Source organism: Ruegeria sp. CG4 (assembly GCF_056537185.1).
The window spans coordinates 734619-758495 of record NZ_JBQFRB010000001.1 but is presented as its reverse complement, the minus strand read 5'-3'; the positions used below and the strand labels follow the sequence as shown (position 1 = coordinate 758495).

Annotated in this window: 25 protein-coding genes; 10 read left to right on the top strand and 15 right to left on the bottom strand. The window is 59.1% G+C overall.

Features of this window, described 5'->3' with window-relative positions:
• Positions 1–2: 2 nt before the first annotated feature.
• From plsX to ACR0J2_RS03725, 3 genes are all read right to left on the bottom strand, one after another.
• A complete protein-coding gene (gene plsX / locus ACR0J2_RS03735; protein ID WP_170610513.1) occupies positions 3–1091 on the bottom strand; it encodes a phosphate acyltransferase PlsX in 1089 nt (362 codons plus the stop codon).
• Between the two features lie 24 nt (positions 1092–1115).
• On the bottom strand, positions 1116–1322 hold the full coding sequence (rpmF, locus tag ACR0J2_RS03730; RefSeq protein WP_008756996.1) for a 50S ribosomal protein L32: 207 nt from the start codon (positions 1320–1322) through the stop codon (positions 1116–1118).
• 205 nt (positions 1323–1527) lie between these two features.
• Positions 1528–2064: a YceD family protein gene (locus tag ACR0J2_RS03725; RefSeq protein WP_480811703.1), complete on the bottom strand. Its 537-nt coding sequence runs from the start codon at positions 2062–2064 to the stop codon at positions 1528–1530.
• Positions 2065–2149: 85 nt separating this feature from the next.
• On the opposite strand from ACR0J2_RS03725, the gene ACR0J2_RS03720 reads away from it, so the two are divergent.
• The 3 genes from ACR0J2_RS03720 (at position 2150) to ACR0J2_RS03710 (ending at position 5336) form a co-directional block, all read left to right on the top strand.
• A complete protein-coding gene (locus ACR0J2_RS03720) occupies positions 2150–2626 on the top strand; it encodes an outer membrane protein assembly factor BamE (RefSeq protein ID WP_170610518.1) in 477 nt (158 codons plus the stop codon).
• Between the two features lie 98 nt (positions 2627–2724).
• Positions 2725–3459 carry a GNAT family N-acyltransferase gene (locus ACR0J2_RS03715; RefSeq protein WP_170677477.1) on the top strand — a complete coding sequence of 245 codons (735 nt, stop codon included), beginning with the start codon at positions 2725–2727 and terminating at the stop codon, positions 3457–3459.
• 68 nt (positions 3460–3527) lie between these two features.
• Positions 3528–5336 carry an ABC-F family ATP-binding cassette domain-containing protein gene (locus ACR0J2_RS03710; protein ID WP_480811702.1) on the top strand — a complete coding sequence of 603 codons (1809 nt, stop codon included), beginning with the start codon at positions 3528–3530 and terminating at the stop codon, positions 5334–5336.
• A gap of 72 nt (positions 5337–5408) precedes the next feature.
• Here the strand turns inward: ACR0J2_RS03710 and ACR0J2_RS03705 are convergent, their stop codons facing one another.
• From ACR0J2_RS03705 to ACR0J2_RS03685, 5 genes are all read right to left on the bottom strand, one after another.
• Entirely contained in the window at positions 5409–6164 is a 756-nt protein-coding gene (locus tag ACR0J2_RS03705) for a 3-hydroxyacyl-CoA dehydrogenase (protein WP_480811701.1), read from the bottom strand.
• Positions 6165–6291: 127 nt separating this feature from the next.
• Positions 6292–6774, bottom strand: a complete 483-nt coding sequence (locus ACR0J2_RS03700; RefSeq protein WP_480811700.1) for a DUF3299 domain-containing protein — start codon at positions 6772–6774, stop codon at positions 6292–6294.
• A 40-nt stretch (positions 6775–6814) separates the two neighbouring features.
• A complete protein-coding gene (locus tag ACR0J2_RS03695) occupies positions 6815–8083 on the bottom strand; it encodes an agmatinase family protein (RefSeq protein ID WP_480811699.1) in 1269 nt (422 codons plus the stop codon).
• A 259-nt stretch (positions 8084–8342) separates the two neighbouring features.
• Positions 8343–9593 (bottom strand): tyrosine--tRNA ligase, encoded by a 1251-nt coding sequence (gene tyrS, locus ACR0J2_RS03690; RefSeq protein WP_170677471.1) that lies wholly within the window; start codon positions 9591–9593, stop codon positions 8343–8345.
• Between the two features lie 87 nt (positions 9594–9680).
• Positions 9681–10973 carry an MFS transporter gene (locus ACR0J2_RS03685; RefSeq protein ID WP_480811698.1) on the bottom strand — a complete coding sequence of 431 codons (1293 nt, stop codon included), beginning with the start codon at positions 10971–10973 and terminating at the stop codon, positions 9681–9683.
• Between the two features lie 240 nt (positions 10974–11213).
• On the opposite strand from ACR0J2_RS03685, the gene ACR0J2_RS03680 reads away from it, so the two are divergent.
• Positions 11214–12347 (top strand): anhydro-N-acetylmuramic acid kinase, encoded by a 1134-nt coding sequence (locus ACR0J2_RS03680; protein ID WP_480812025.1) that lies wholly within the window; start codon positions 11214–11216, stop codon positions 12345–12347.
• 65 nt (positions 12348–12412) lie between these two features.
• On the opposite strand, the gene ACR0J2_RS03675 is transcribed toward ACR0J2_RS03680, so the two are convergent.
• Both ACR0J2_RS03675 and ACR0J2_RS03670 read right to left on the bottom strand, forming a co-directional pair.
• Positions 12413–13303: a fatty acid desaturase gene (locus ACR0J2_RS03675; RefSeq protein ID WP_480811697.1), complete on the bottom strand. Its 891-nt coding sequence runs from the start codon at positions 13301–13303 to the stop codon at positions 12413–12415.
• Positions 13304–13307: 4 nt separating this feature from the next.
• Complete coding sequence (locus tag ACR0J2_RS03670; protein WP_480811696.1) at positions 13308–13727, bottom strand: cupin domain-containing protein; 420 nt, start codon at positions 13725–13727, stop codon at positions 13308–13310.
• Positions 13728–13812: 85 nt separating this feature from the next.
• Here ACR0J2_RS03670 and ACR0J2_RS03665 point away from each other — a divergent pair, with 85 nt between their 5' ends.
• Positions 13813–15231 carry a protein adenylyltransferase SelO gene (locus ACR0J2_RS03665; RefSeq protein WP_480811695.1) on the top strand — a complete coding sequence of 473 codons (1419 nt, stop codon included), beginning with the start codon at positions 13813–13815 and terminating at the stop codon, positions 15229–15231.
• 9 nt (positions 15232–15240) lie between these two features.
• Here the strand turns inward: ACR0J2_RS03665 and ACR0J2_RS03660 are convergent, their stop codons facing one another.
• The gene (locus ACR0J2_RS03660) at positions 15241–16206 is read right to left on the bottom strand and encodes a cation efflux transmembrane domain-containing protein (protein WP_480811694.1); all 966 of its coding nucleotides are present in this window, start codon (positions 16204–16206) and stop codon (positions 15241–15243) included.
• Positions 16207–16377: 171 nt separating this feature from the next.
• On the opposite strand from ACR0J2_RS03660, the gene ACR0J2_RS03655 reads away from it, so the two are divergent.
• The 4 genes from ACR0J2_RS03655 (at position 16378) to eno (ending at position 20012) form a co-directional block, all read left to right on the top strand.
• The gene (locus ACR0J2_RS03655; protein ID WP_170610549.1) at positions 16378–17082 is read left to right on the top strand and encodes an endonuclease/exonuclease/phosphatase family protein; all 705 of its coding nucleotides are present in this window, start codon (positions 16378–16380) and stop codon (positions 17080–17082) included.
• A gap of 78 nt (positions 17083–17160) precedes the next feature.
• Positions 17161–17574: a Fur family transcriptional regulator gene (locus ACR0J2_RS03650; RefSeq protein ID WP_170610551.1), complete on the top strand. Its 414-nt coding sequence runs from the start codon at positions 17161–17163 to the stop codon at positions 17572–17574.
• 136 nt (positions 17575–17710) lie between these two features.
• Positions 17711–18592 (top strand): DMT family transporter, encoded by an 882-nt coding sequence (locus ACR0J2_RS03645; protein WP_480811693.1) that lies wholly within the window; start codon positions 17711–17713, stop codon positions 18590–18592.
• 145 nt (positions 18593–18737) lie between these two features.
• The gene (gene eno / locus ACR0J2_RS03640; protein ID WP_170610557.1) at positions 18738–20012 is read left to right on the top strand and encodes a phosphopyruvate hydratase; all 1275 of its coding nucleotides are present in this window, start codon (positions 18738–18740) and stop codon (positions 20010–20012) included.
• A gap of 354 nt (positions 20013–20366) precedes the next feature.
• Here the strand turns inward: eno and ACR0J2_RS03635 are convergent, their stop codons facing one another.
• Positions 20367–20621, bottom strand: a complete 255-nt coding sequence (locus ACR0J2_RS03635; protein WP_480811692.1) for an HNH endonuclease — start codon at positions 20619–20621, stop codon at positions 20367–20369.
• 755 nt (positions 20622–21376) lie between these two features.
• On the opposite strand from ACR0J2_RS03635, the gene ACR0J2_RS03630 reads away from it, so the two are divergent.
• The gene (locus ACR0J2_RS03630) at positions 21377–21544 is read left to right on the top strand and encodes a hypothetical protein (protein WP_170610563.1); all 168 of its coding nucleotides are present in this window, start codon (positions 21377–21379) and stop codon (positions 21542–21544) included.
• On the opposite strand, the gene ACR0J2_RS03625 is transcribed toward ACR0J2_RS03630, so the two are convergent.
• From ACR0J2_RS03625 to mazG, 3 genes are all read right to left on the bottom strand, one after another.
• Positions 21541–21990, bottom strand: a complete 450-nt coding sequence (locus ACR0J2_RS03625; RefSeq protein ID WP_170610566.1) for a GNAT family N-acetyltransferase — start codon at positions 21988–21990, stop codon at positions 21541–21543. The genes ACR0J2_RS03630 and ACR0J2_RS03625 overlap by 4 nt on opposite strands.
• On the bottom strand, positions 21987–22928 hold the full coding sequence (locus tag ACR0J2_RS03620; RefSeq protein ID WP_480811691.1) for a nucleoside hydrolase: 942 nt from the start codon (positions 22926–22928) through the stop codon (positions 21987–21989). The genes ACR0J2_RS03625 and ACR0J2_RS03620 overlap by 4 nt, the downstream gene beginning before the upstream one ends.
• A gap of 64 nt (positions 22929–22992) precedes the next feature.
• Positions 22993–23850 (bottom strand): nucleoside triphosphate pyrophosphohydrolase, encoded by an 858-nt coding sequence (mazG, locus tag ACR0J2_RS03615; protein ID WP_170677449.1) that lies wholly within the window; start codon positions 23848–23850, stop codon positions 22993–22995.
• Positions 23851–23877: the final 27 nt, after the last annotated feature.

Below are 23877 nucleotides of genomic sequence, written 5' to 3'. Positions count from 1 at the left end.
TGTTATTCTTCCGCCTGGGGCGGAGTATGCGCGGCATCTTGTGCAAGCTCGGCTGTGGATGCAACCCGTGCCGCCAATTTTTCAGCGAAACCCGACTCGGCCAGGGTAAACGCCAGTTTGACGGCCGCCGAGACACCCGTGGCATCCGCCCCGCCATGCGATTTCACGACCGTCCCGTTCAGGCCCAGAAACACGCCGCCATTCACGCGACGGGGATCAATGCGTTTCTTCAGGCGTTGCAACGAGGTGATCGCAAGAACCGAGGCCAGCCGGGACAGGGGCGAATACTTGAACGCCTCGCGCAGCAGATCGCCAATCAGGCTGGCTGTGCCTTCTCCGGTCTTGATGGCGACATTGCCGGTAAAGCCATCGGTTACAATGACATCCGCCTTGTCACCGGGGATATCACTGCCTTCGACGAATCCCACAAATTCGAAATTCGCCTGCTCTGCGAATTCCGTGATCATAGTGTGGGCTTCTTTCAGTTCGGCGCGGCCTTTATGTTCTTCGGTCCCCACGTTTAGCAGGCCGATGCGGGGGCGACCAAGCGCCATGCCATTGCGCGCGTAGGATGCGCCCATCAGTGCATATTGCAGCAGATCCTTTGCGTCGGCGCGGACATCCGCCCCGACATCCAGCATCACGTTGAAACCCTGTGGGTTGCGCGAAGGCCACAGAATGGCGATGGCAGGGCGGTTCACGCCGGGCAATTTGCGCAGGCGCATCATCGACAACGCCATCAGCGCGCCGGTATTGCCGCAGGACACCGCGCCATGGGCATCGCCCTCGCGGACCGCTTCCAGCGTCGACCACATCGAGGTCTGCTTGCCGTTGCGCACCACTTGGCTGGGCTTGTCCTCCATCGTGACCACGTCCGGGCAATCACGAAAAACGACGCGCCCTTCAAGGACACGCCGTTTGGCAACCAGTCTGCGCAGCTCTTCTTCCGGCCCGTGCAGGATAAATCCGATGTCCGGGTTCTTACTTGCCGATTTGGCAATACCCGCGACAACGGCAGCGGGCCCTGCATCACCACCCATAGCATCAACCGAGATGATGATCCGGTCGTTTTGCGTGGGCTGATCCGTCATGCCTGGGCCTGCGTCCTGTCAGGCTTAGGCCGCGTCTTCGTCCAGATCGATTTCGTCGGCTTGTGCGACGACTTCGCGATCATCATAGTGGCCGCAGGATGCACAAACGTGGTGCGGGCGCTTCAGCTCACCGCAGTTCGGGCATTCGTTCGGGTTTGCAGCAACCAGAGCGTCGTGTGCGCGGCGGTTGTTGCGACGCGACTTGGAAACTTTGTTCTGTTGGACGGCCATGGTCTCAACCTTTGTCTACTATGGGCCGACAGATTCGCTGTGGCCGGGGTTTCATTCTTCGTTTTCTCGTGGTTTGACGCGCGTTTAGGGGACGAGCCCCGCAATGTCCAACCCAAATTCCGATGAGCGCGCGAAAATACTGCGATTCTCGTCATGTTCAAGCGATTTTTCTGAGCGCCTGCTATGACAGGAAATCGCCCTCGTGTCACTCGTCTTTTTTCATCGCATCGCGCAAACCAGCCAGTCCGGCGAACGGCTTGACGTCCTCATCCGTCATCGCCTGTTTGCCCGGCTCGGTATAGTCAGCTTGCCCCAGTTCCGCGCCGTCCTTGCGCGGGTATTGGGGCAAGGCCAGCGACAGCGCCTCGATCATGATCGCTTGCGGATCGATTTCGGCGCCCAGCGGTTCGGTTTCGTCCCCTTCGGGAATTTCGAACTCTTCTTCGTCCGGGTCACTCCAGTCGGCCAGAAATACTCGTGTGACCGGGAGATCGATCCGGGTTGTCACCGGATCCAGCGAGACGACACAGGGCTGAACGACCGTCGCGCCGAGTTTGCCGCTGACCACCCAGTCTCGCTTTCCCTGCGCGCGCACGTCTCCCTTGAAGCTGAGTTTGCGCAGCCCCAGCAGCCCAAGTTCGTCCTTGATCGCCGCCAAAGATTGGGTCCCGGGGCGCAAATCAAACGGCGTCGGCGTGTTTTGCGGCAGGTCGGCCACCCGCAGAGATGTATGGTTGCTCACTTCATGGCCCTTTCCTGTGTTGAACCGAGGCACCGGTTTCTGTAATCGGATAGAAGCCGCAAGAGGCCAAGGCAAGAGGGTGCAGATGTTGAAGATCGTGAACAGGTTCAATCCGGCGTCAAAGACGCTTGTCTTTGCTGCGTGCCTGGCAACCCTGGGTGCCTGTACGGCGACCTACAAAAACCACGGCTATATTCCACCGGCCGAAGAGCTGGCAGAAATCAAAGTTGGCGTAGACACCCGCGACAGCGTGGCCGAAGCGGTCGGCGCGCCCACCTCGACCGGTGTAGTTCGGGATTCGGGGTACTACTATGTGGCGTCGCGTGTCCGGTTTTACGGCCCCAAGAAGCCCGAAGTGGTATCGCGAGAGTTGCTGGCCATCAGTTTCGACCAGCGGGGTGTTGTGCGAAACATTGAACGTTTTGGCCTGGAGGATGGAATCGTAGTGCCGCTGGAGCGCCGCGTTACCGAATCCAACATCGAGGACCAAGGGCTTATTCGCCAGCTGATCGGTAACATTGGCAACTTCAACCCGGCCAACATCCCGGGGGCAACAAACTAAAGTTCCGCCAAACTTGCGATGGTCACACGACAGTCACACATTGCATGGTATCGATACGGCAAGTCGATTTCGGGTCAGCAACCGCGGAGGATGCGACCATGGCACTTTTGCTCGGTAAGGGGCGGTATCGCGCCCGTCTTGCGCAGTCACCGCAGGACGTTGCGGCGGCGCAGCGACTGCGGACACTGGCTTTTGGAACGGGGCAGGCCGATCAGGACGATTTCGATCCGGTCTGCGCGCATATACTGGTTGAAGACGTGCGAAGCAGCGCGCAATTGGTTTGCTGCTTCCGCATGCTGACAATGAACAGCGGCGCTGACATCGGGCGCAGCTATTCCTCGCAATTCTATGACCTATCGGCGCTTGAAGGTTTCAGCGGGCGGATGGTCGAGATGGGGCGGTTCTGCATACATCCCGACTATTTCGATCACGACATACTGCGCGTCGCGTGGGGGGCCATGACCACTTATGTGGACGAGAACGAGGTCCGGATGCTGTTTGGCTGTTCCTCTTTCGCAGGCACCGAGACGGCCGAGTATCTGGACGCATTCGCCATGCTCAAACATCGTCATCTGGCGCCGAAGCGCTGGTTGCCCCGGGTCAAGGCACCGGATGTTTTCCGCTTTGCCGCGCGCCTGCGGCGCAGGCCGGATGTGAAGAAGGCGATGCTGCGGATGCCGCCACTGTTGCGGACCTATCTGATGATGGGGGGCTGGGTCAGCGATCATGCGGTGGTGGATCGGCGCATGAACACGTTGCACGTGTTTACCGGGCTTGAGATCGGAGCGATACCCCCGAGCCGCAAACGTTTGCTGCGAACCGCGGCCGGGTGATTTGAGTATTTTGGAAAAGGTGAAGCCGGGGCGTTGACGCGTCCCGTCAGCCGGTTTAGCTGGCGGGCATGGCGAGAATTCCTTTGTTGCAGATGTCCGGTATTTCCCTGACGTTCGGGGGTGATCCGGTGTTTTCCGGGCTTGATCTTGTGGTCCAGCCCGGTGATCGGGTGGCCCTTGTCGGGCGCAACGGATCAGGCAAATCCACATTGATGAAAGTGATGGCGGGTCTGGTCGAGCCTGATCACGGCGAAATCGTTGTGCCTCCCGGAAAATCGGTTGGGTACATGGAGCAGGACCCGACGATGGAAGGGTTCGCAACGCTGGGCGATTACGCGTCCAGCGGATTGGAGCCGGGCGAACTGTACAAGGTGGAACGCGCCGGTGAGGGGTTGAAGTTCGATCCGTCACGCGCGGTTGAGACCGCCTCGGGCGGCGAGCGGCGGCGGGCGGCGCTGGCCAAGCTGATGGCCGAAGCACCGGATCTTATGTTGCTGGACGAGCCGACCAACCATCTGGATATCGAAGCGATTGGGTGGCTTGAACGCGAGCTGGGGTCAGCGCGGGCGGCTTTTGTCCTGATCTCACATGACCGTGCCTTTTTGCGCGCACTGACGCGGGCGACTTTGTGGATTGATCGCGGGTCGGTGCGGCGGCAGGAACAGGGGTTTGACGCGTTCGAGGCGTGGCGGGACAAGGTCTGGGAGGAGGAAGACCAGCAACGCCACAAGCTGAACCGGCTGATCAAGTCCGAGGCGAAATGGGCAGTTGAGGGCATCAGTGCCAGACGCAAGCGCAATCAGGGTCGTGTGCGTGCCTTGCAGGCGCTGCGGGCGGAGAAAGCAGCGCAGATCAAACGTCAGGGCGCTGCCGCCATGTCATTGGAATCCGGCCCGAAATCCGGCCGAAAAGTGATTGTGGCCGAGAGGCTGGCCAAGAGCTTTGGGGATACGCAGATCGTGCGAAATTTCGATCTGCTGGTTCAGCGCGGTGATCGTGTGGCCTTTGTCGGGCCCAATGGTGTGGGCAAGACGACGCTGTTGAAGATGCTTCTGGGACAAGAGGCGCCGGATGAGGGCGCGGTCAACCTGGGGACTAATCTGGAGATCGCGGTTTTCGATCAGACACGGGCGCAGCTTGATCCCGAAATGACCTTGTGGGACAGCCTGACCGGTGATCCGGACATGCGGGTGTCGGGCAAGGCTGATCAGGTTATGGTCGGCGGCCAGCCCAAGCATGTGGTTGGCTATCTCAAGGAATTTCTGTTCGACGAGCGGCAGGCGAGAGCAGCCGTTAAGTCTTTGTCTGGTGGGGAAAAAGCACGATTGCTGTTGGCGAAGCTGATGGCAAAATCATCGAATCTGCTGGTGCTGGACGAACCGACCAACGATCTGGATGTCGAGACGCTGGACCTGTTGCAGGAACTGCTGGACGACTATGATGGCACGGTTTTGCTGGTCAGCCATGACCGGGACTTTCTTGATCGCGTGGCCACCACTACCATCGCGATGGAGGGTAATGGGCGCGCCACGGTCTATGCTGGCGGCTGGTCGGATTACATCGCGCAACGCGGCGACGTGATCGATAAGAAAGAAGAAAAATCAAAACCTTCAAAGGCAAAGGTCAAGCAGGAAACGAAGCCGAAATCGGGACTGTCCTTCTCGGAAAAGCACCGGTTGGAAAAGCTTCCGGCCGAGATCACGCGCCTTGAGGCTGAGATTGCCAAGCTGGAAGACCTGATGTCCGACCCGGAGCTGTTTACCCGAGAACCGGTCAAGTTTCAGAAAGCCACTGATGCGCTGGTCGAGCGGCAGGAGAAACTGTCCGCGGCCGAGGAAGAATGGCTGATGCTGGAAGAAAAGGCCGAAGGCACTTAGTGCTGTTTTGTACGTCCCGGCATCCCGGGTGTGTTTGATTTGTACCAAATTCCTGCGGCCGTATTCGGTGCATCAGCGCATGCGCAGCGCGCCGTCGATGCGGATGACTTCGCCGTTCAGGTAACCCATCTCGACGATGAATCCAGCCAGACGCCCGTATTCACGCGGATCACCCAGACGGGGCGGGTTGGGCACGTCGGCGGCAAGCTGCTGCTGCACCTCTTCCGGCAACCCGGCCAGCATCGGGGTCATGAAGATACCGGGCGCGATGGTCATGACGCGTATGCCGGTCGAGGCCAGATCACGGGCCATGGGCAGGGTCATGCCCACCACGCCACCTTTGGAGGCAGCATAGGCGGCCTGACCTTTCTGTCCGTCGAAAGCCGCGATCGACGCCGTGTTGATGATCACCCCGCGTGCGCCGTCGGGTTCGGGTTCGTTCCGCGCCATCTCGGTTGCGGCGAGACGTGACACGTTGAAGGTGCCGACCAGATTGATGTCGATGGTTCGCTGGAACGCGTCTAGCGGGTGGGGGCCATCCTTGCCGACCGTCTTGATGCCATAAGCGATACCGGCGCAGTTCACGGCGGCCGTGATCTTGCCCATCTTGTCCGTGGCCAATGCGATGGCAGCAGAGACCGAGGCCTCGTCAGTCACGTCCGTATTGGCAAAGTGCCCATTGATATCCTTTGCCACCTGCGTTCCCCGATCAGCGTCCCGGTCCAGAATCGTGACCTGAGCACCGTTTTCGGCAAAATAGCGGGCAGTGGCTTCGCCCAATCCGGATGCGCCGCCGGTGACGATCGCGGCTGTGGTGGACAATTGCATGGCGGGCTCCTCTGCGGTGATTTGAACGTATGTTCATTTAATGGGAAGAGGCTATGCCTGTCCAGTCGTGTGTGCATGAAGGTCCGTTTCCGTCCCAAATGGGTAGCGTATCGCCTGACGGGTGGTTTCAATCGGCGGCTGAGACGTCAGGAATGGTTGCTGTGACAACGTCCGAAGCTTTGATCTTGTAGACTGAAGGCGCGAGTTCGCTCTGAGTCTGTCGGATGAAGATTTCACCTGTCACCCAAACCGGATCCGCAGTTATGTCGACGCCTTCCGGATACTCAATAGAAATTACCTGATCAGGAAGTGGTGCGGTTGGATGCCGGCACGTCTGAGACAACAGAGGCACTAACAGGAAGTCTTTCACGTCCTTGAATTCAAACTCAACGGGATGAGCGTACCCGGCAATGAGAACAAGGCCGCCTTCCAGGTCAGAGTTCCCCGGCACGCATTCGGCAATCTGCATCGATAGCATGCGATCGCTTAAGTCTCTGGGCAGGCAACTTGGGTTTGACAGGTATTCATCCAAAAACTGAGCGCACTCGACAAGGCGGCCTTCGCGAAGATCAGACCACGAAATCTTCTGCGGCTCGGACTGTGCTGCCAAACCGGTCAGAGATACAAGGAAGGCTGAACAGACCGGAAGCCTAGTTGTCATTCTGACCGTGTGAAACAGTGAGCGGGCTTTTGTAATCCGGTTCGGTCAGACCCTGTTTACGCATCGCAATGCCGGTCAGGCATTCCCTGATCGTTCGATTGGCATTCAATGCCGAAACGTAGGTTGGGTCCATCAACGGAGCCAGTTCGACAATTTCGAACCCAATCACATTTGACTCGGCGCAGAGACGTCGAATTATCGGAAAGATCTCGCGCGGCATCAGGCCGCCAGGTTCGGGCGTTCCCGTGCCGGGGACAAATGCCGGGTCAAAAGTGTCGATGTCGAAAGAGATAAAAATATACTCCGGTCCGTCATTTGCCTCGGCAATGACGTCTTCCATAACCGCGTCCCAGCCGCGATGTTCGATCTCGGCCATGGTATGATAGCGGAACTGGTTCGTGCGCATCCATTCAAACGCTTTTTCGTCCGGGTAATATCCGCGCAAAGCCACCTGAATGAAATTCTTGCCCTCAACTAGGTCTTCTTCGATCAACCGGTAAATTGGCATACCGTGATTGATCAGGTGCCCAAAACTGTATTTCCCGGCATCGTAATGTGCGTCGAAATGAACAACGCCGACGTTACCCTTGCCGTAAACGTCCGTCATGGCTGCTACGTTCGGATACATTAGTGAATGATCGCCACCTACGACAAAAGGTATCACATGGCTGCCGTCGGCGTGTTGTACCGCCGCTGCCTGACCAACAAACGAGCGAACCGCGTGAATTGTGCGCTCGGTGCTCATCATGTCGTTCGGGGCGTTGCCGTAGTCGACGACTGTCATGTCCTGAAGTGGGTCCACCATGACGTGCATGTGTGGCTGCCGCGCCCCGTAGCCGAGGTAGATTGATGAGTTGCGTACTGCGTTTGGCCCGCGTGAGGCGCCGCGTGCGCCGCTGCCCATATCCGTAAATGCCCCCATGATCGCGACGTCGACTTCTGCCGCTGCAAGATCGCCGGGCGTGAAGGCCAGAGGTTGGTGCAAAAACGTTGGAAGCTGCGCATAGCCTTGACCAAAGAAACGCTGAGGGTCGACAAGTCCGGGCTCTCGTCCTTCCCGCTCTCCTTCAAAACTCGGCAGGGTGGTGCGCCATGCATTGTAGGTTGGGTCCTCGGTGTCCAGAGGGATAACGGGTTGTTCCCCTTCGCGGATCGGAGACTGGCTGCCTTCGAACTCATGGCCATAAATTTGAGCGTTGGCGGAACCAGCAAAGGCAACGCACAAAAAAGCGAGCGTGAATTGGAGACTTTGAAACACCGGAAGCCCCTCCCTTGGTTTTGGCTTAACCAAAACTATCGCCGAAACTGCAGTTTTTCGCAAATTCTGGCTCGGGTACGTCCTTTGCACTGGGATGTAAGGCCTTTTGTCAGCCTGTTTTTCCTCCTGCAAATCCAGAGTTTCTTTTCCAGACTTGCGACCTTGTCCACTTAGCTGGCGCTCCGCCCATGGTTAAGCTTGGCGGTCAAACGAAAACGGCCACCGGTCAGGTGGCCGCTTCGAAGAATTGTATTTGTGTTCAGCCCAGCTGCACCAGCGCGTGACGCTTTTTTCCGGCGCTCAGCTTAATCGGTGAAGACAGCGCACCTGCGTCGATCATCAGGCCCGCATCCGTCAACGGTGCGTCGTCCAGTTTGGCGCCGTTTTCGGCGATCAGGCGTTTGGCTTCCTTGCCCGATTTTGCCAGACCGGATTTCACGATGATCTGCACGATGGACATGCCGTCGCCCAGTTCATCCACGCTGAGGGTTAGGGTAGGCAGATCACCTCCGACACCGCCTTTTTCGAACACCTCGCGGGCGGTGGCTTCTGCCGTCGCGGCGGCGTCGGCCCCGTGCAGCAGGGTGGTGACCTCATTGGCGAGACGGATTTTAGCCTCGTTGATCTCGGACCCGGCCAGCGCGCCCATGCGGTTGCATTCCTCGACAGGGAGTTCCGTGAAGATTTTAAGGAAGCGGCCCACATCTGCGTCGGTGGTGTTGCGCCAGAACTGCCAGAATTCGTAGGCGCTCAGCATGTCACCGTTCAGCCAGACCGCGCCGCCCTGCGACTTGCCCATCTTGCGGCCATCGCTGGTCGTCAGCAGCGGTGTGGTCAGGCCGTAGATCTCCTGATCCAGAACCCGGCGGGTCAGGTCTATGCCGTTGACGATATTGCCCCACTGGTCTGAACCGCCCATCTGCAGAACGCAGCCATAGCGGCGGTTCAGCTCGAGGAAGTCGTAGGCCTGCAGGATCATGTAGTTGAACTCGAGGAAGGACAGCGATTGTTCACGGTCCAGGCGTGATTTCACCGATTCAAAGCTCAGCATCCGGTTGACTGAGAAATGCCGCCCGATATCGCGCAGGAAATCGAGGTAGTTCAGACCGTCCAGCCATTCGGCATTGTTCAGCATCAGCGCGCCGGTCTCGCTGTCGTCATAGGACAGGTATTTGGCGAAAACCTGCTTCATGCCCGCGATATTGGCGTCGATCTGTTCGGGGCCCAGCAAAGGGCGCTCGTCCGAGCGGAACGAGGGGTCGCCCACCTTGGTCGTGCCGCCGCCCATCAGGGTGATCGGCTTGTGGCCGGTCTTTTGCAGCCAGCGCAGAACCATGATGTTCATCAAATGACCCACGTGCAGCGACTGCGCCGTGGCGTCATATCCGATATAGGCAGTTTGCACCCCGCTGATCAGCGCGTCGTCAAGGCCCTGATAATCGGTGCAGTCGGCGAGAAAGCCGCGCTCGATCATCGTGGCGATGAAATCCGATTTGGGGTGGTAGTTCATATCGTGCCCTCGGGGTTGATGTTGCGGGGCACTGTATAGGCGGCGGGATGGGTAAGGGAAAGGCACCTTTTTCGCTGAGATCGATGCCTAGGGGTCTTTCGGTTCAGGTGACTGGTCGACCGGTGGCAGGCTGAACGCGTATATCATTGCGATCAGGTTCAGCACCGCCAGCACGAAAATGGGCGTGACCGGGTCATGCAGATGGGCCACGGCGCCAAGAATGGCGGCGAACACGATGCCGACCAATCCGGCAATCACGTCCCCCAGCGCGACAAGGTAGGGACGTTCCTTTTCCTCGGTCAACTCGATCAGATAGAGGTAGCGACCGTAGATCACGCCATTACCTCCGACGGACAGCAGCAGGATCACCAGCGCGTAGAGCCAGACGTTCTGTGCGTAACCCAGCATCGTGAACGCCAGCGCCAGAATGGCCGATATCATCGAAATCAGGCACCCCAGCCACATGACCGGCTTGACCGATATGCGCCCGCTGAGCCAGCCCCAGACGACCGAGCCGATCACGACACCTGCGCTGGCGGCCATGACGAAGTAGCTGAGCGAGTGTTTGGTGCCCACATGGTAGGTCGCCGCGTGGATGGTGTAGAACGGCATGGCCAGTTCCACCGAGATGAAGATCATACGGGCGGTCAGAAATTTGCGATACCAGCCCAGGGCCATGCCGGTTTTGAAGCCGGTGGCAAGCTCGGCGAGGGGTTTGGGCTTTTGTGCCGGTGCGGGTTTGGCAGCGTGTTCTTCCTCAAGCAGGCGGACTCCGGCAAAGCTGATACCGGCGGCAAACATCGCGACAACACCGCACCACATGACGACGATATGGCGTTGCAGGGGTTCTTCTGAGGCCAGAAGATCCTTGGTGATCCAGACGATCACAATGGCCAGAACGCCCGAGATCGTGGCCTGGGCAAAGACCATCCGGTTACGCTTGGCCTTGGGAACCGACACGCCGTAGATCTGGCTGGTGCCAAGGCTGGTGATCCCCTGACACAGGCCCATGATGATCGCGGTGATCAGGAACAATGCGACCACCATGATCTGTGGCAGGTTGGTGGCAAACAACGCCACGACGGCCAGGATGGCCCCGGTCAGGATGTTTGGGATATAGACCGCCACTTTCGCGCGCGTCACGCGGTTGATGAAGGGCGAGACGAAGATTTCTGCAATCAGCCTTGCGCCGGTGACAAACGGCAGCAGCAGCCCTGCAACGAAGGTGGGGGCACCAAGCGCAAGATAGAGGAATGGCAGAACCAGCCGGGGGTTGACCAGTTGCCCGCCGATCGTCGCCAGCGCGCCTGACCAGAAAATCAGCTGGTAGTTGCGGGCCTCAATCGGATTGGTGCCCTCGGGGGTGTCCGGTCGCTGCATCAGGTAATGACTCGGGTGTTCTGGTTTCCATATGGTTGTAACTTGCCATACTCCGTCACTTTTTCGCAAATCCCGCACAGTCAGATCGCGGTGCCGGGTTGGATATAGATTTGAGGCAACGATTCCGGTTGCCTTGTGATCGGCGAATTCCATGCGACTTGCTTTGTACGGCTATACATGGGCAGGTTGAGCCTGACGCCGGGATTTCAGGCGCAGAATGAAGTTGCAGGAGAGACAAGGGTGGGGCAGGCCATCAAGAAAAACGGGTCCGTCAGAGCTTTGGGCGCCATGTCCGGAACTTCCCTGGACGGGGTGGATGCCGCCGTAGTGGTAACGGACGGGCGCGAGATTCTCGGGTTTGGGGAAAGCCTGTACCGCGCCTATTCGGATGAGGAACGCACGCTGTTGCGCAGGGCGCTGGGACGCTGGCACGGCCCCGAGGTCGACGCAGCGGAGGAGTTGGTGACCCGCGCCCATGCCGAGCTTCTGTCAGAGTTCGAAGAGGTGGACGTTATCGGGTTTCACGGACAGACCCTGGCCCATGCGCCGAAAACACAAGGGACGTTGCAGGTTGGCGATGGCGTTGGCCTGTCGCAGGCGCTGGGCTTGCCGGTGGTCTGGGATTTCCGCAGCGACGACGTGGCGATGGGGGGCGAGGGGGCGCCGCTGGCACCGTTCTTTCACTTTGCCTGCGCCAAATGGATTGGCGCGACCCGGCCACTGTGTTTCCTGAACCTTGGCGGGGTCGGCAACCTGACCTATGTGGATCCGGCCTGTGCCGGGCCAGAGGCGCCGGGCGCGCTGCTGGCTTTTGACACGGGTCCGGCCAATGCGCCGGTTGACGATCTGATGCAGGCGAGGTTGGGTTTGCCAATGGATCGGGACGGGGCCGTGGCGCGGGGCGGTTCGGTGGAGACCGGCGCGCTTGAGCTGTTTCTGGCCGAGCCGTTCTTTGCCCGTATGCCGCCGAAATCACTGGATCGCAACGATTTTGCGGAGATGATTGAACTGGTCAGAGAGCTCTGCGATGCGGATGCGGATGCGGTCGCAACCCTGACCGGGATGTGCGCGGCCGGTGTGGCGCAGGGGATGGAACATTGTCCAAAACCGCCCGAACGGGTGCTGGTTACGGGCGGCGGACGGCGCAATCCGGTGCTGATGAAGATGCTGAGTGTGTCGCTGGATTGTCCGGTCGAACCGGTCGAGGCCGTCGGACTGGATGGCGACATGCTGGAGGCGCAGGCTTTTGCCTATCTCGCCGTGCGCGTCGCGCGGGGGCTGCCGACCTCGTGCCCGGGAACAACCGGGGTCAAGGCGTTGGTGGGAGGCGGGATTGTATCCTCGCCGTCCCCTGGGGTCGCGGTTGGCGGGTAAGGGGCGCTGCCCCTCGGCCTTGCGGCCTCACCCCGGGATATTTGGGGCCAGATGAAGAACGGATCCTAACGGCTAAGGCTTTGGGCGTAGTCCGAGGTGAATTCGGCATAGCCGTTTGACGTGGACTTCAGATGCGCCTGTGTCCAGCGGTGCAGTTCGGGCAACTGATGGAACGGGACGTTCGGAAACGCGTGGTGTTCCGCGTGGTAGGGCATGTTCCAGGCGAGAAAGCGGATCAGCCTGTTGGTAAAGGTGGTGCGCGAGTTTTCCAGCATGTTGGCGACGGGCGGGCAGAGGCCGTGTTCGGCCAACAGGTAGAGACGCAGGAATGGCTGGCCGATCAGAACCGGAAGGATCCACAGCCAGAAGAGGGTTGGGGAAAACAAAAGGCTGAGGACCGCGAGGGTGTAGAGGGACAGGAGACAGCGCGCCTCGGCCCGGATTGCGCGATGCTGGCGGGCGGGCGGGTAGGGCGCGTCGATCCTGCCGAAAGCGTTTCGGAACATCACCTGTGCCATGCCGGACCAGTAGGGCCAGCCGCTGAGGTAGACCGCAAGGCTGCGCCAGTTGTCCGGGCGGGGCTTGCCGTCGAGCTCGGGGTCATTCTGCGGGTGATTGGTCCATTTGTGGTGGGCCAGGTGGAAAAAGCGAAACCATGTGAAGGGCAGCGCGATGGGAACCGAGACCACGTGGTCGACCGCGTCGTTGAGCCATCCGGTCCGGAACGGGGTTTTGTGGGTGCATTCGTGGCTGAGCGTGAACAGGAAGACAAGAAGAATGCCCTGCGGCAAGAGCAGAACGGGCCAGAACGGAATTTGTACAGCGATGCCGGCACTGGTAGCAGTCAGAACCCCAAGATAGATCAGAAGATGTTTCAACCCGAAGATGTCCGAGCGTGTTTGCAGACGGTCCTTTGTGTCTGCCGGGATGGAAGAGACGAGCGCGCGGTGATCCATGAGGTCAGCCGCGCGGGATGTCGAAGCCGGGTTCGGCCAGTTCGAAGCCTTCGAACTGAAACCCCGGCGAGACCGTGCAACTGACCAATGTATAGGCGCCGGTGCTGCGGGCGGATTGCCAGTGGTTTTCCGGCACGATCAGTTGCGGCTCACCCTCAGACAGATCGGGGGTGAGCAGGTGGTCGGTGGCCGGGCCGTGGCTGGTTGCGCTCAGCGAAAGGACCAACGGCGCGCCGGCGTGGTAAAGCCAGATTTCCGTGGCATCGACACGGTGCCAGTGGCTGCTTTCGTCTTGCTGCAGAAGGAAATAGATGCAGGTTCCAGTAGCGCGGCCTGAATTTCTGGCGCGCCAGGTTTCGCGGAACCAGCCACCTTCAGGGTGGCGCTGCATTTGCAGGTGATTGATGATCTCTTGTGCGCTCATTTGATCCTCGGATGTTCGGGGCAATTATGCACGGGATGGCGCAATCCGCTATGGCAATCGCAGGCACAGGCCATATGTTTGGCGCATGACCATGACGATCCCCTTTGACAATTCCTACGCCCGGCTGCCGGATTCGTTTTTTGCGCGACAGGCGCCGGTTCCCGTTCGTGCACCGCAGATGATCGCGTTCAATGCCGATCTGGCCAAGGTTCTGCGAATTTCCGCAGGTGATGTGCAGGAGATGGCCGAGGCCTTTGCAGGAAACACCGTGCCCGCAGGGGCCGAACCGTTGGCGCAGCTTTATGCCGGGCATCAGTTCGGGCACTACAATCCGCAACTGGGCGATGGCCGCGCCGTACTTTTGGGTGAGACGGTCGGCACGGATGGGGTGCGCCGGGACATTCAGTTGAAAGGGTCCGGACCGACCCCGTTTTCGCGGCAAGGGGACGGACGCGCCTGGCTGGGTCCTGTGCTGCGCGAATACGTGGTGTCCGAAGCCATGCACGCGCTGGGCATCCCGACGACCCGGGCGCTGGCGGCAGTGGAAACAGGTGAGGTTGTTCTGCGAGAAGGTCCGTTGCCCGGCGCGGTTCTGACCCGTGTGGCGCAAAGCCATCTGCGGGTGGGTACCTTTCAGGTGTTTGCCGCGCGCGGGCAGTTGGACAGTTTGAAACGACTGACGGACTATGCGATTGCGCGCCATTATCCCGACGCAGACGGCCCTATGGGCCTGCTGCGTGCGGTTGTCGACGCGCAGGCGCAACTGATCGCGGGCTGGATGAGCGTGGGGTTTATTCACGGGGTGATGAACACCGACAATTGCTCGGTTGCCGGAGAGACCATCGATTACGGGCCGTGTGCCTTCATGGACAGCTATCATCCGAACACGGTCTACAGTTCGATTGACCGGATGGGGCGGTATGCCTATTCCAACCAGCCCGAGATTGCCGTCTGGAATGTGGCGCAACTGGCCACATCGCTGATCCAGCAGATGGAGGACAAGGAAGCCGCCGTCGAGGAGGCAACGGAGATCGTGCACGCCATGCCCGAGCTGCTGCAGGCGAACTGGTTGCGCCGGTTCCGGACCAAGATCGGGCTTGCAGCGGCAGAGGAAGGGGATCTTGAGATGATTTCCGATCTGCTGACGCGGATGGCCCAGAACGGCGCCGATTTCACAAATACCTTCCGCGCGCTGGGCAGCGATACGGCACGGGACCAGTTCACCGAACGCGAGGCGTTTGACGCCTGGGCCGAAGGATGGAGCGCGCGTCTGGCACGCGAGGCAGACCCGCAAAGCGTTATGGCAATGGCCAATCCGGCTTTCATCCCGCGCAATCACCGTGTCGAACAGATGATTCAGTCCGCCGTAAAAGGGGACTACGCGCCGTTTCATAGTCTGAACAAGGTACTGGCGAACCCATACTTGGATCAGCCCGATGCGGCCGACCTGATGCGGCCCCCGACCGAGAATGAAGTGGTCCGGGCGACCTTCTGTGGCACGTGAGCGCAGAGGCTAGGGTGTCGCCTGATACGGGTTGATCGTGTCCGGCCAGCGCCGCTGGTACTGGGTGACCAAAAGCAGCACATCCGATTCAGGCAGCGCGGTTCGTGAATCGCTGATCATGCGCAGGTTCAGGGTGTCGATTTCGTCTGCAGTGACGGGGCGGCCCGGATCATAGTAGACTGTCACCAGAAAGCTGCGCCCCTGTTTTGTCACGGACATGTCCCGCAAGGTTCCGCCGTCTTCGGCGATGGCTTCGCGCAGGGCCCGGCGCGCGGTCGCCAGGTGTTCGGGGTTTGCGGTGACATTCGCCAGTTCTCCCAAACCGCCCCGGAACTCGCGAAAATAGGTACCGACAGCCAGCAGACAGAGCACCAGAACGATGATCGAGTCCCCGATCGGAGCGATGGGCGCAAGGGGGCCATCGCGGAATAGGTAGATGGCGCCCAGACCCAGTCCGGCGGCGGCGGTGATCATGCCATCGAAAAGCGAAGCGCGGGCCTCCAGACGCAGGATCGAACTGTTCTTTCCGGTCTTTCGCCAGGTGAAGTGATGAAAAGCCCAGAGGAAAAGACAGGTGGCCCCGATCGTCGCGAAATAAACGAACATCGGCGCGAAATTCAGCGGCTCGGGATCAATGCCGCTGAGATAGCTGTAGATGTTCTTGATTGCGTTTGTGATGGCGAACAGGACAAGCCCCAGCAGTGACAGGGCACGGAAGGTGGAGAAGATGGCCTCGTCCGCCGCATATCCGAAAGGACGCAGCTTGTCGGGTCCTGCGCCGACGCGCTGGCTGATCCGGCGGCCCAGAACGGCAGAGCCGAAACCGATCAATGAAAACAGGCCATCCATCATGATGGCATTGGAGTTTGACAGGATACCGGCCAGAATACCGGCCCCGGCCATGAACAGGTTGCCCCACATGGCCACAAGCAGCGACCGACCTTCGAGGCGTTTCTTCTTGTCTGTGTCCGGCATTGCCATCCCGTTTTACCCCGAAGTAACATCAATCCGCTGCACAAATAGTCAATAGCGTGCATTTCGCCAATGATTTGAACTGCGCGGATATTGCACCGAAAAACAAGTATTCCGGGGTTGCACACGGGAACGGGCGACGCAATCTTAGAGGTCTACGACAACCGGAAGCCCATGACCCGTTCGCCGACCCTTCGACTTGCCAGCTACAACATTCAGAAATGCGTCGGGCTGGACCTTCGGCGCCAGCCGCAGCGTATCCTTCAGGTTCTGGAGGGAATGAAAGCGGATATCGTGGTTTTGCAGGAGGCCGACAAACGTCTGCCGCCCCGGCCTGCGGCGCTGCCGCATTTCATGCTGGACGAAGCTGGCTGGAACATTGTCGATCTGGGCGGCGCGGGCAGCCTGGGCTGGCACGGCAACGCGGTAATCTGGCGGGGTGACGCCATACAGGTGCGCAGCGCATCCCATCACGAGTTGCCGGGGCTGGAGCCGCGCGGGGCCGTTCAGGTGGAATTTGACACTCAGATCGGTCCGCTTCGGGTCATGGGGATGCATCTGGGCCTGCTGCCTGCATCCCGCCGCCAGCAGCTGACGCAACTCAGGCGCAGCGATGCGGGGCAGAACAGTATGCCGACTGTCTGGGCGGGGGATTTCAACGAATGGTCGCGTCAGCCCGTGCTGGATCACCTGGTTCCGGGCATGCGGTTTCTGCCTCCGGTCGCAAGCTTTCCGGCGGCGCAACCCCTGGGCGCGCTGGACCGAATCGCGCTGGGCGGCGGCCTTGAGGCAATGCTGCACGGTGTACATAACGCGCGGCCGGCGCATATTGCGTCGGATCATCTGCCGGTCTGGGCTGACCTGCGGTCAGCAGTCTAGGGCGCGCTGGAAAATCACCTGTGGCGCGCGCCGTGCAGACGTATTAAGACAGAAACCCGAACACATCTGGGGGTCATCATGCCGGATACGATCATCACCCGATGCGAAGCCAAAGGGCTGCGCATGACGGGGCAGCGCCGCACAATTGCCCAGGTGCTGGAGGAAAGCGAAGACCATCCGGATGTCGAAGAACTGTACACGCGCGCCTCGGCCGTTGATTCCGGCATTTCCATTGCAACAGTCTACCGGACCGTCAAATTGTTCGAAGAGGCGGGAATACTGGAGCGGCTGGAATTCGGCGACGGACGCGCGCGGTATGAGGACGCCGAGCGCGATCACCACGATCATCTGATCGACATGCAGTCGGGCGAGGTGATCGAGTTCGTTGATCCCGAGATCGAGGCACTGCAGGAAAAGATTGCCGCTAAGCTAGGCTACAAGCTGAAAGGGCACCGGCTGGAACTGTATGGTGTGCCGCTGGAACAGGACTGACCTATCACGAAAAGCGATTGGTCGCTTCAAATCAATTCATTAAACCTGTCGTAATCCGGCTTGCGACGTCGCGAATGTTCCGGTTTTGGTGACTCACAGGCTCAGATTTTTTCAGCCCACCCAAACGGACACGCGCATGAACAACGTAAACGGCATATTGCTGATCATTGGCTCGATGGCGGCCTTTTCGCTTGAAGACATGTTCATCAAGCATCTGTCGACCAGTGTTTCGACCGGCCAGATCATGATTGTTCTGGGGCTGTTTTGCAGCCTTGTCTTCGTGCTGATGTCTTTGGCCACACGCAAGCGCATCTTTGATCCGGTGGCGTGGCAGCCGTTGCCTCTGGCCCGTGCCGCGACCGAAGCGGTGGGGGCACTGACCTTTGTTACCGCCCTGTCGCTTGTCGACCTGTCCACAGTTGCAGCCGTGTTCCAGGCGATGCCGCTTGCGGTGACAATGGGGGCGGCGCTGTTTCTTGGGGAACAGGTAGGCAGGCGGCGGTGGAGCGCGATTGGCGTTGGCTTCATCGGTGTTCTGATGATCATTCGTCCCGGACTTGAAGGTTTCCAGCCCGAGTCCCTGTTTGTCGTGGCAACCGTGATTGCCATTGCGGCGCGGGATCTGATCACGCGGAAACTTGATGTTCGCGTTGCGTCATCTGTTGTGGCGCTGCAGGCCTACATCGCGGTGGCGTTTGCCGGTGCGGTTCTGATGGTGTTTTCGGCTCAACCGGTCATTCCGCTGCAAACGGCGCAGATCGGTCCTTATCTTGGCGCGATCGGGTTTGGCGTTCTGGGATATTATGGCATCGTAACCGCGATGCGGATCGGTGAGGCGTCGGCCCTGACGCCATTCCGGTACACCCGCCTTGTCTTCTCGATTGCGGCGGGGATGCTGATGTTCGGCGAGCGCCCCGACCAAATGACACTGGCCGGTGCCATGCTGATCATGGGTTCCGGCCTTTACACCTTTGTTCGCGAGCGCCGGCTGGCGCGTGCCATTGCAGTTGCGGCCTGACGGATCGTCGCAGGTTGGCGCAAACAGGGTGCTGTTAGCCCTAAAGGCCACCTGATCGATGTGTTAGCGATAACATGACCGGTTTACTTTTCACCCGTTGATGGTATGAGGCGTGCAACTGAACGCAGCCACAGGGACGGGCCTTATGAGCACCATCATCGACATCCATGCACGTGAAATTCTGGACAGCCGGGGCAACCCGACGGTCGAAGTGGACGTGATCCTGGAAGACGGCACCATGGGACGCGCCGCTGTGCCCTCTGGCGCATCAACCGGCGCCTATGAAGCGGTGGAAAAGCGCGATGGCGACAAGTCGCGCTATATGGGCAAGGGCGTTCTGGAAGCCGTCGCCGCCGTGAACGGTGAGATCGCGGAAGAACTGGTGGGCTATGACGCGACAGAGCAGGTGGCGATCGATCAGGCGATGATCGAACTGGACGGGACCGAAAACAAGGGCCGTCTGGGCGCAAACGCGATCCTGGGTGTCTCGCTGGCGACTGCCAAGGCCGCGGCGGATTTCACCACGCAGCCATTGTATCGCTATGTGGGCGGCACTTCGGCCCGTGTTCTGCCTGTACCGATGATGAACATCATCAACGGCGGTGAACATGCAGACAACCCGATAGACATTCAGGAATTCATGATCATGCCCACCTCGGCCGCGAATATCCGCGAAGCCGTGCGCATGGGGTCCGAGGTGTTCCACACGCTGAAACGCGAGTTGTCAGCCGCTGGTCTGGCCACCGGTGTCGGCGATGAGGGCGGCTTTGCCCCCAATATTGCATCCACCCGCGAGGCTCTGGATTTCATCCTGCAGTCCATCGAAAAGGCAGGCTACAAGCCGGGCGAGGAAATCCACCTGGCGCTGGATTGTGCGGCAACCGAATACTACAGGGACGGCAAATACGTCCTGTCGGGCGAGAATATCTCGCTGACGTCCGAGGAAAATGCCGAGTATCTGGCGGCGCTGGTCAAGGATTACCCGATCATCTCGATCGAAGACGGCATGTCCGAGGATGACTGGGACGGCTGGAAAGCTCTGACCGACATGATCGGCGACAAGGTACAGTTGGTGGGTGATGATCTGTTTGTAACTAACCCGGCGCGTCTGGCCGAAGGGATCGAGCGCGGTTGCGCCAACTCGATGCTGGTCAAGGTAAACCAGATCGGATCGCTGACCGAGACCCTGCGCGCTGTCGATATGGCGCATCGCGCACGCTACACCAATGTGATGTCGCACCGCTCGGGCGAGACCGAGGACGCAACCATCGCTGATCTGGCGGTTGCAACCAATTGCGGTCAGATCAAAACCGGCTCGCTCGCGCGGTCGGACCGGCTGGCCAAGTACAACCAGTTGATCCGGATCGAGGAGTCACTGGGTGAGGTCGCGGAATATGCCGGAGCATCGATCCTGCGCTGAGTCGGAGCCTTTCGGTATGTGCTTGGGGAAACAGGTCCAGCAACTGAAACCCCAAGCTAACACCTATAAGAGGTGCCGCCAGAATAATCATTGGCTCGCCATACTAGCGGGCTGAGGGATTGGAGGTTTCGTAACTAACGGACGTTGGGATGAATTCTCGAGAGGTAAAGCTTTCGAAGATAGAAGTAATTCTGACAACGAGACCAATGTCGTGTGATTTTTCTTGGTATCCGGTTTACGTAGCTTGTCTGAAACCACAGTTTTTGTCAGCGCCTTACGCCAGCGTGGGTCTTTTCGACAGTAGCCCCGTTTTGGCGAACTCTGCTATCTGATACGGCTTGGCTAGGTGTTCCGTTAATTCAATCGCATCCAACGCCCCAGTTCCAATTGGCTGAGAACTTTTTGCCTGTAAGCTTCCGGTGTAAGCGGTTGCTTTGACCGATGTCGGTTACAGTTACAGAATCTGCAGGCCGCGACGATGTTTGATGTTGAGGTGGGTCCGCCATCGGACGCCGCGAGCAAGTGTTCCGCCGTACATTGGAACCATCGCGCTTTGCGCTCAGAAATGGAATGAAACTGCTCAAACTGTATTGACGAGCCGGACCACATCGGTTGATTGCAATAGTAGCATCGGCCGTTTTGTTGGGCGTGCTTTTCGCTTCGGATTTTTTGTAGTTTTTTTTATCATTTCTCAGTCCTGGTTTCGATTTTGAATCGAGAACCGACTGCGAAGGCGATTTGCCCATTCGCGGGCGCAGACTATTCGGATCAGCGCCCTAGTTCTTGGCCACGTAAAGCGCCCCTGTGGCAAACTTTCCGCAGGGCCAATCTCTGAAACAAGTCGGTGGATGTCAACCGCCGGGAAGCCCTATCGATATTCGCGAAGGAAGTTCCTGAAATAGAACCTCTCTTCCTGCAGTCTTCCCGAGGTGCCGGTAAGCAAGTATCTGATCCGCTATACTATGAAGTGCAATTCAACCTGTCTGGATTTGTGTTGATTGGTATTCCCAAGTTTTGGATTGGTCACGTAATCTGGCAAAAGGCCGCGAAGTTCTCTGTTCTCAGCATTGCTCTCAGGTTGTGAGAAGTGGCCACGCTTTATCGCGTAGGTATAACTTTCGGGATGCGAGGACAGAAAATATTCAAAAAATCCGAGACGAAATTAGGAAAACGCTCGAAAAGTCCGATCGCTGGATCGTTTATGGTTATCAATGCTCTAGCAGTGAATATTCTGGTCAAAAGACCGCGAAAACAGACATATCGGCGGAAAATGGCCGAGTATTATATCGTTATGTGTGAACTTGTTCCTAACGGCGGTGTCTCAACATGAGTTATCCTGATTGCATTGCAGAAAGGAGCTCACGATGTCTGTATCAAAATTCCTTCTGATGGTTTCGGCCCTGTCCGTATCCTTCCTTGCGGCCTGCGCAGGACCCGATACCTACCCGATCACAGGGATGCAGGTGTCTCAGGATGACCCGGTTCAGGAAATGTATAACCCCGATGTGATCTTCCGCGGGGAAAGCCGCTAGAGCGTTCTGCTCATCAGCATATAGCGGTCGCGGGCCTTGAAGCCGCTGCGCAGGTAGAGTTTTTGCGCAGCGTCATTGGTGCGATCGACTTCCAGATGCAGGGCCGTCACTCCGGCCTCGGCAAGGGCTTTGGGCAAATCGTGCAGTACTTCGGATGCGATACCGCGGCCACGCACGGCCGGGCGGATGTAGATTTCATCGACAAAGCCGTCCATGCCGCCGAACTCGACCGACCACCCGAAAGTCAGGATGATGTAGCCCAGCGGCGCCCGTCCGGGGCCAATCAGGTAGATGCAGCCATGCGGGATTCCTTCCAGAAGGGGACGCAGAGCTTCGCGCCGCTGGTCGGCATCCTGTTCAATTCCGGTCTCGGCATGGAATGCGGAAACCAGCGTCATCAGGCGGTCCAGGTCGTCCGGTCGGGCGAGGCGGAGTGCTGCGGTCATAGCCGGGCCAGCCTTTCTGTAAGCAGTGCAAAGAAACCATCAGCGTCCAGATCGCCCATGAATGTGGCGTTTGGTGCGCGGTCGGTGACGCCCCACCAATCTGCGACGGTCATGCCCATGGTCAGTTCCGAATGGGTTTCAATCTCGACATTGATGTGACGCCCGCTGAACAGGTCGGGACGGATCAGATAGGCGGTGACGCAGGGATCGTGCAGCGGAGCGCCTTCGCTGCCGTATTTGTTCATGTCGAACCGCTCGAAGAAATCTGTCATTTCGGCCACGGCGATGCCGACCTTGTTGCCGAGCGAACGGAAGGCGTCATTTCGGGGTCTGGTGACAAGTGCCTTGTGAGTGACATCCAACGGCATGACGACGATAGGCCTGCCGGATCTGAACACGATATCAGCAGCTTCCGGATCCACGTGAATGTTGAATTCCGCCGTTGGGGTGATGTTTCCGACCTCAAAATAAGCCCCGCCCATCAGGACAATTTCCTGAACACGGTCGACTATGTCGGGGGCCTTCTGAAACGCCGTTGCGATATTGGTCAGCGGACCCAGCGGGCAAAGCGTCACGGTCCCCGGTGCCTGTGTACGCAGGGTGTCGATGATAAAATCGACCGCGTGTCCTTGCGCCAGCGGCATCTGCGGGTCGGGCAGAACAGGGCCGTCCAGGCCGGTTTTACCGTGCACATGTTCCGCAGTGATCAGAGGGCGGTTCAGCGGGCGGTCGCATCCGGCATAAACGGGCACTTCGGTGTGACCGGCCAGTTCGCAGACGATACGCGCATTCTTGGCAGTCAGTTCCAGCGGCACGTTTCCGGCGACGGCGGTGATGCCCAGAACCTCGACCTCTTCGGGGCTGGCCAACGCCAACAGGATGGCGACGGCATCGTCCTGTCCGGGATCGGTGTCGATTATGATCTTGCGGGCGGTCATGCTCTGCCTCCGGGGGTGGTGAAGGTCGGACACTGACAAGCTGAGCGTGTCTTGTCCAGTTGTTTCAGGCCCCGGTTGTTGCGCTTACCGGCGGGAGTTTGCCATTGGCGCGATGTTCCTCGATTTTCACCTCGTCCCACAGCGCATCCATCTCGGCCAGATCACTTTGGGTGGGCGTCTTACCGCGTTCGGCCAGCCGGGCTTCGACCTTTTCGAAGCGGCGGGTGAACTTGGCGTTTGTGCGGCGCAGGGCGGCCTCGGGTTCGATGCCTAAGTGGCGGCCAAGGTTGACGATCACGAACAGCAGATCACCGAATTCGTCCTCGAGCGCGTCGGCATCCATGCTGTCGCGCGCCTCTTCCAGTTCAGCGGCCTCTTCCGTGATCTTGGCCAACACGTGGCTGGCATCGGGCCAATCAAATCCGACCCGGGCGGCGCGTTTTTGCAGTTTATGGGCACGCAGCAGGGCAGGCAGGTTGGCCGCAACCCCGTCCAACGCGCCTTTCTGTTTCTTGCCTGCACGCTCTGCCGCCTTGATGGTTTCCCAGTCCGCTGTCTGTTGTTCGGCGGATTTATCGCGGGACTCGTCGCCGAACACATGCGGGTGGCGGTCGACCATCTTGTCCGACATGGTACGAACCACGTCCTGAAAGGTGAAATGCCCAGCCTCTTCAGCCATTTGCGCGTGAAAGACGGATTGAAACAGCAGGTCTCCCAACTCGCCCTTCAGCTCGTCATACGCCTCACGTTCGATGGCGTCAGCGACCTCGTAGGCTTCTTCGATCGTGTAGGGGGCGATGGTGGCGAAATCCTGTTCAATGTCCCACGGACAACCCGATTCGGGGTCGCGCAGGCGGCGCATGATTTCCAGCAAGCGCTCGATCCCAGCGTCAGAGTCGGTGATCAGCGGATTTTCAGCCATTGCGAAGCCCCTTGTTCCGGTGTCAGA

Excerpts from the sequence above, each read along its gene's own strand:
- mazG (WP_170677449.1), bottom strand. The coding sequence starts at position 23,850 with ATGGCTGAAAATCCGCTGATCACCGACTCTGACGCTGGGATCGAGCGC.
- ACR0J2_RS03705 (WP_480811701.1), bottom strand. The coding sequence starts at position 6,164 with ATGCAATTGTCCACCACAGCCGCGATCGTCACCGGCGGCGCATCCGGA.
- ACR0J2_RS03710 (WP_480811702.1), top strand. The coding sequence starts at position 3,528 with ATGGCGAGAATTCCTTTGTTGCAGATGTCCGGTATTTCCCTGACGTTC.
- eno (WP_170610557.1), top strand. The coding sequence starts at position 18,738 with ATGAGCACCATCATCGACATCCATGCACGTGAAATTCTGGACAGCCGG.
- ACR0J2_RS03675 (WP_480811697.1), bottom strand. The coding sequence starts at position 13,303 with ATGGATCACCGCGCGCTCGTCTCTTCCATCCCGGCAGACACAAAGGAC.
- ACR0J2_RS03685 (WP_480811698.1), bottom strand. The coding sequence starts at position 10,973 with ATGCAGCGACCGGACACCCCCGAGGGCACCAATCCGATTGAGGCCCGC.
- ACR0J2_RS03620 (WP_480811691.1), bottom strand. The coding sequence starts at position 22,928 with ATGACCGCCCGCAAGATCATAATCGACACCGATCCCGGACAGGACGAT.
- plsX (WP_170610513.1), bottom strand. The coding sequence starts at position 1,091 with ATGACGGATCAGCCCACGCAAAACGACCGGATCATCATCTCGGTTGAT.
- ACR0J2_RS03650 (WP_170610551.1), top strand. The coding sequence starts at position 17,161 with ATGCCGGATACGATCATCACCCGATGCGAAGCCAAAGGGCTGCGCATG.
- ACR0J2_RS03625 (WP_170610566.1), bottom strand. The coding sequence starts at position 21,990 with ATGACCGCAGCACTCCGCCTCGCCCGACCGGACGACCTGGACCGCCTG.
- ACR0J2_RS03670 (WP_480811696.1), bottom strand. The coding sequence starts at position 13,727 with ATGAGCGCACAAGAGATCATCAATCACCTGCAAATGCAGCGCCACCCT.
- ACR0J2_RS03630 (WP_170610563.1), top strand. The coding sequence starts at position 21,377 with ATGTCTGTATCAAAATTCCTTCTGATGGTTTCGGCCCTGTCCGTATCC.
- ACR0J2_RS03655 (WP_170610549.1), top strand. The coding sequence starts at position 16,378 with ATGACCCGTTCGCCGACCCTTCGACTTGCCAGCTACAACATTCAGAAA.
- ACR0J2_RS03665 (WP_480811695.1), top strand. The coding sequence starts at position 13,813 with ATGACCATGACGATCCCCTTTGACAATTCCTACGCCCGGCTGCCGGAT.
- ACR0J2_RS03720 (WP_170610518.1), top strand. The coding sequence starts at position 2,150 with ATGTTGAAGATCGTGAACAGGTTCAATCCGGCGTCAAAGACGCTTGTC.
- rpmF (WP_008756996.1), bottom strand. The coding sequence starts at position 1,322 with ATGGCCGTCCAACAGAACAAAGTTTCCAAGTCGCGTCGCAACAACCGC.
- tyrS (WP_170677471.1), bottom strand. The coding sequence starts at position 9,593 with ATGAACTACCACCCCAAATCGGATTTCATCGCCACGATGATCGAGCGC.
- ACR0J2_RS03635 (WP_480811692.1), bottom strand. The coding sequence starts at position 20,621 with ATGTGGTCCGGCTCGTCAATACAGTTTGAGCAGTTTCATTCCATTTCT.
- ACR0J2_RS03645 (WP_480811693.1), top strand. The coding sequence starts at position 17,711 with ATGAACAACGTAAACGGCATATTGCTGATCATTGGCTCGATGGCGGCC.
- ACR0J2_RS03660 (WP_480811694.1), bottom strand. The coding sequence starts at position 16,206 with ATGCCGGACACAGACAAGAAGAAACGCCTCGAAGGTCGGTCGCTGCTT.
- ACR0J2_RS03715 (WP_170677477.1), top strand. The coding sequence starts at position 2,725 with ATGGCACTTTTGCTCGGTAAGGGGCGGTATCGCGCCCGTCTTGCGCAG.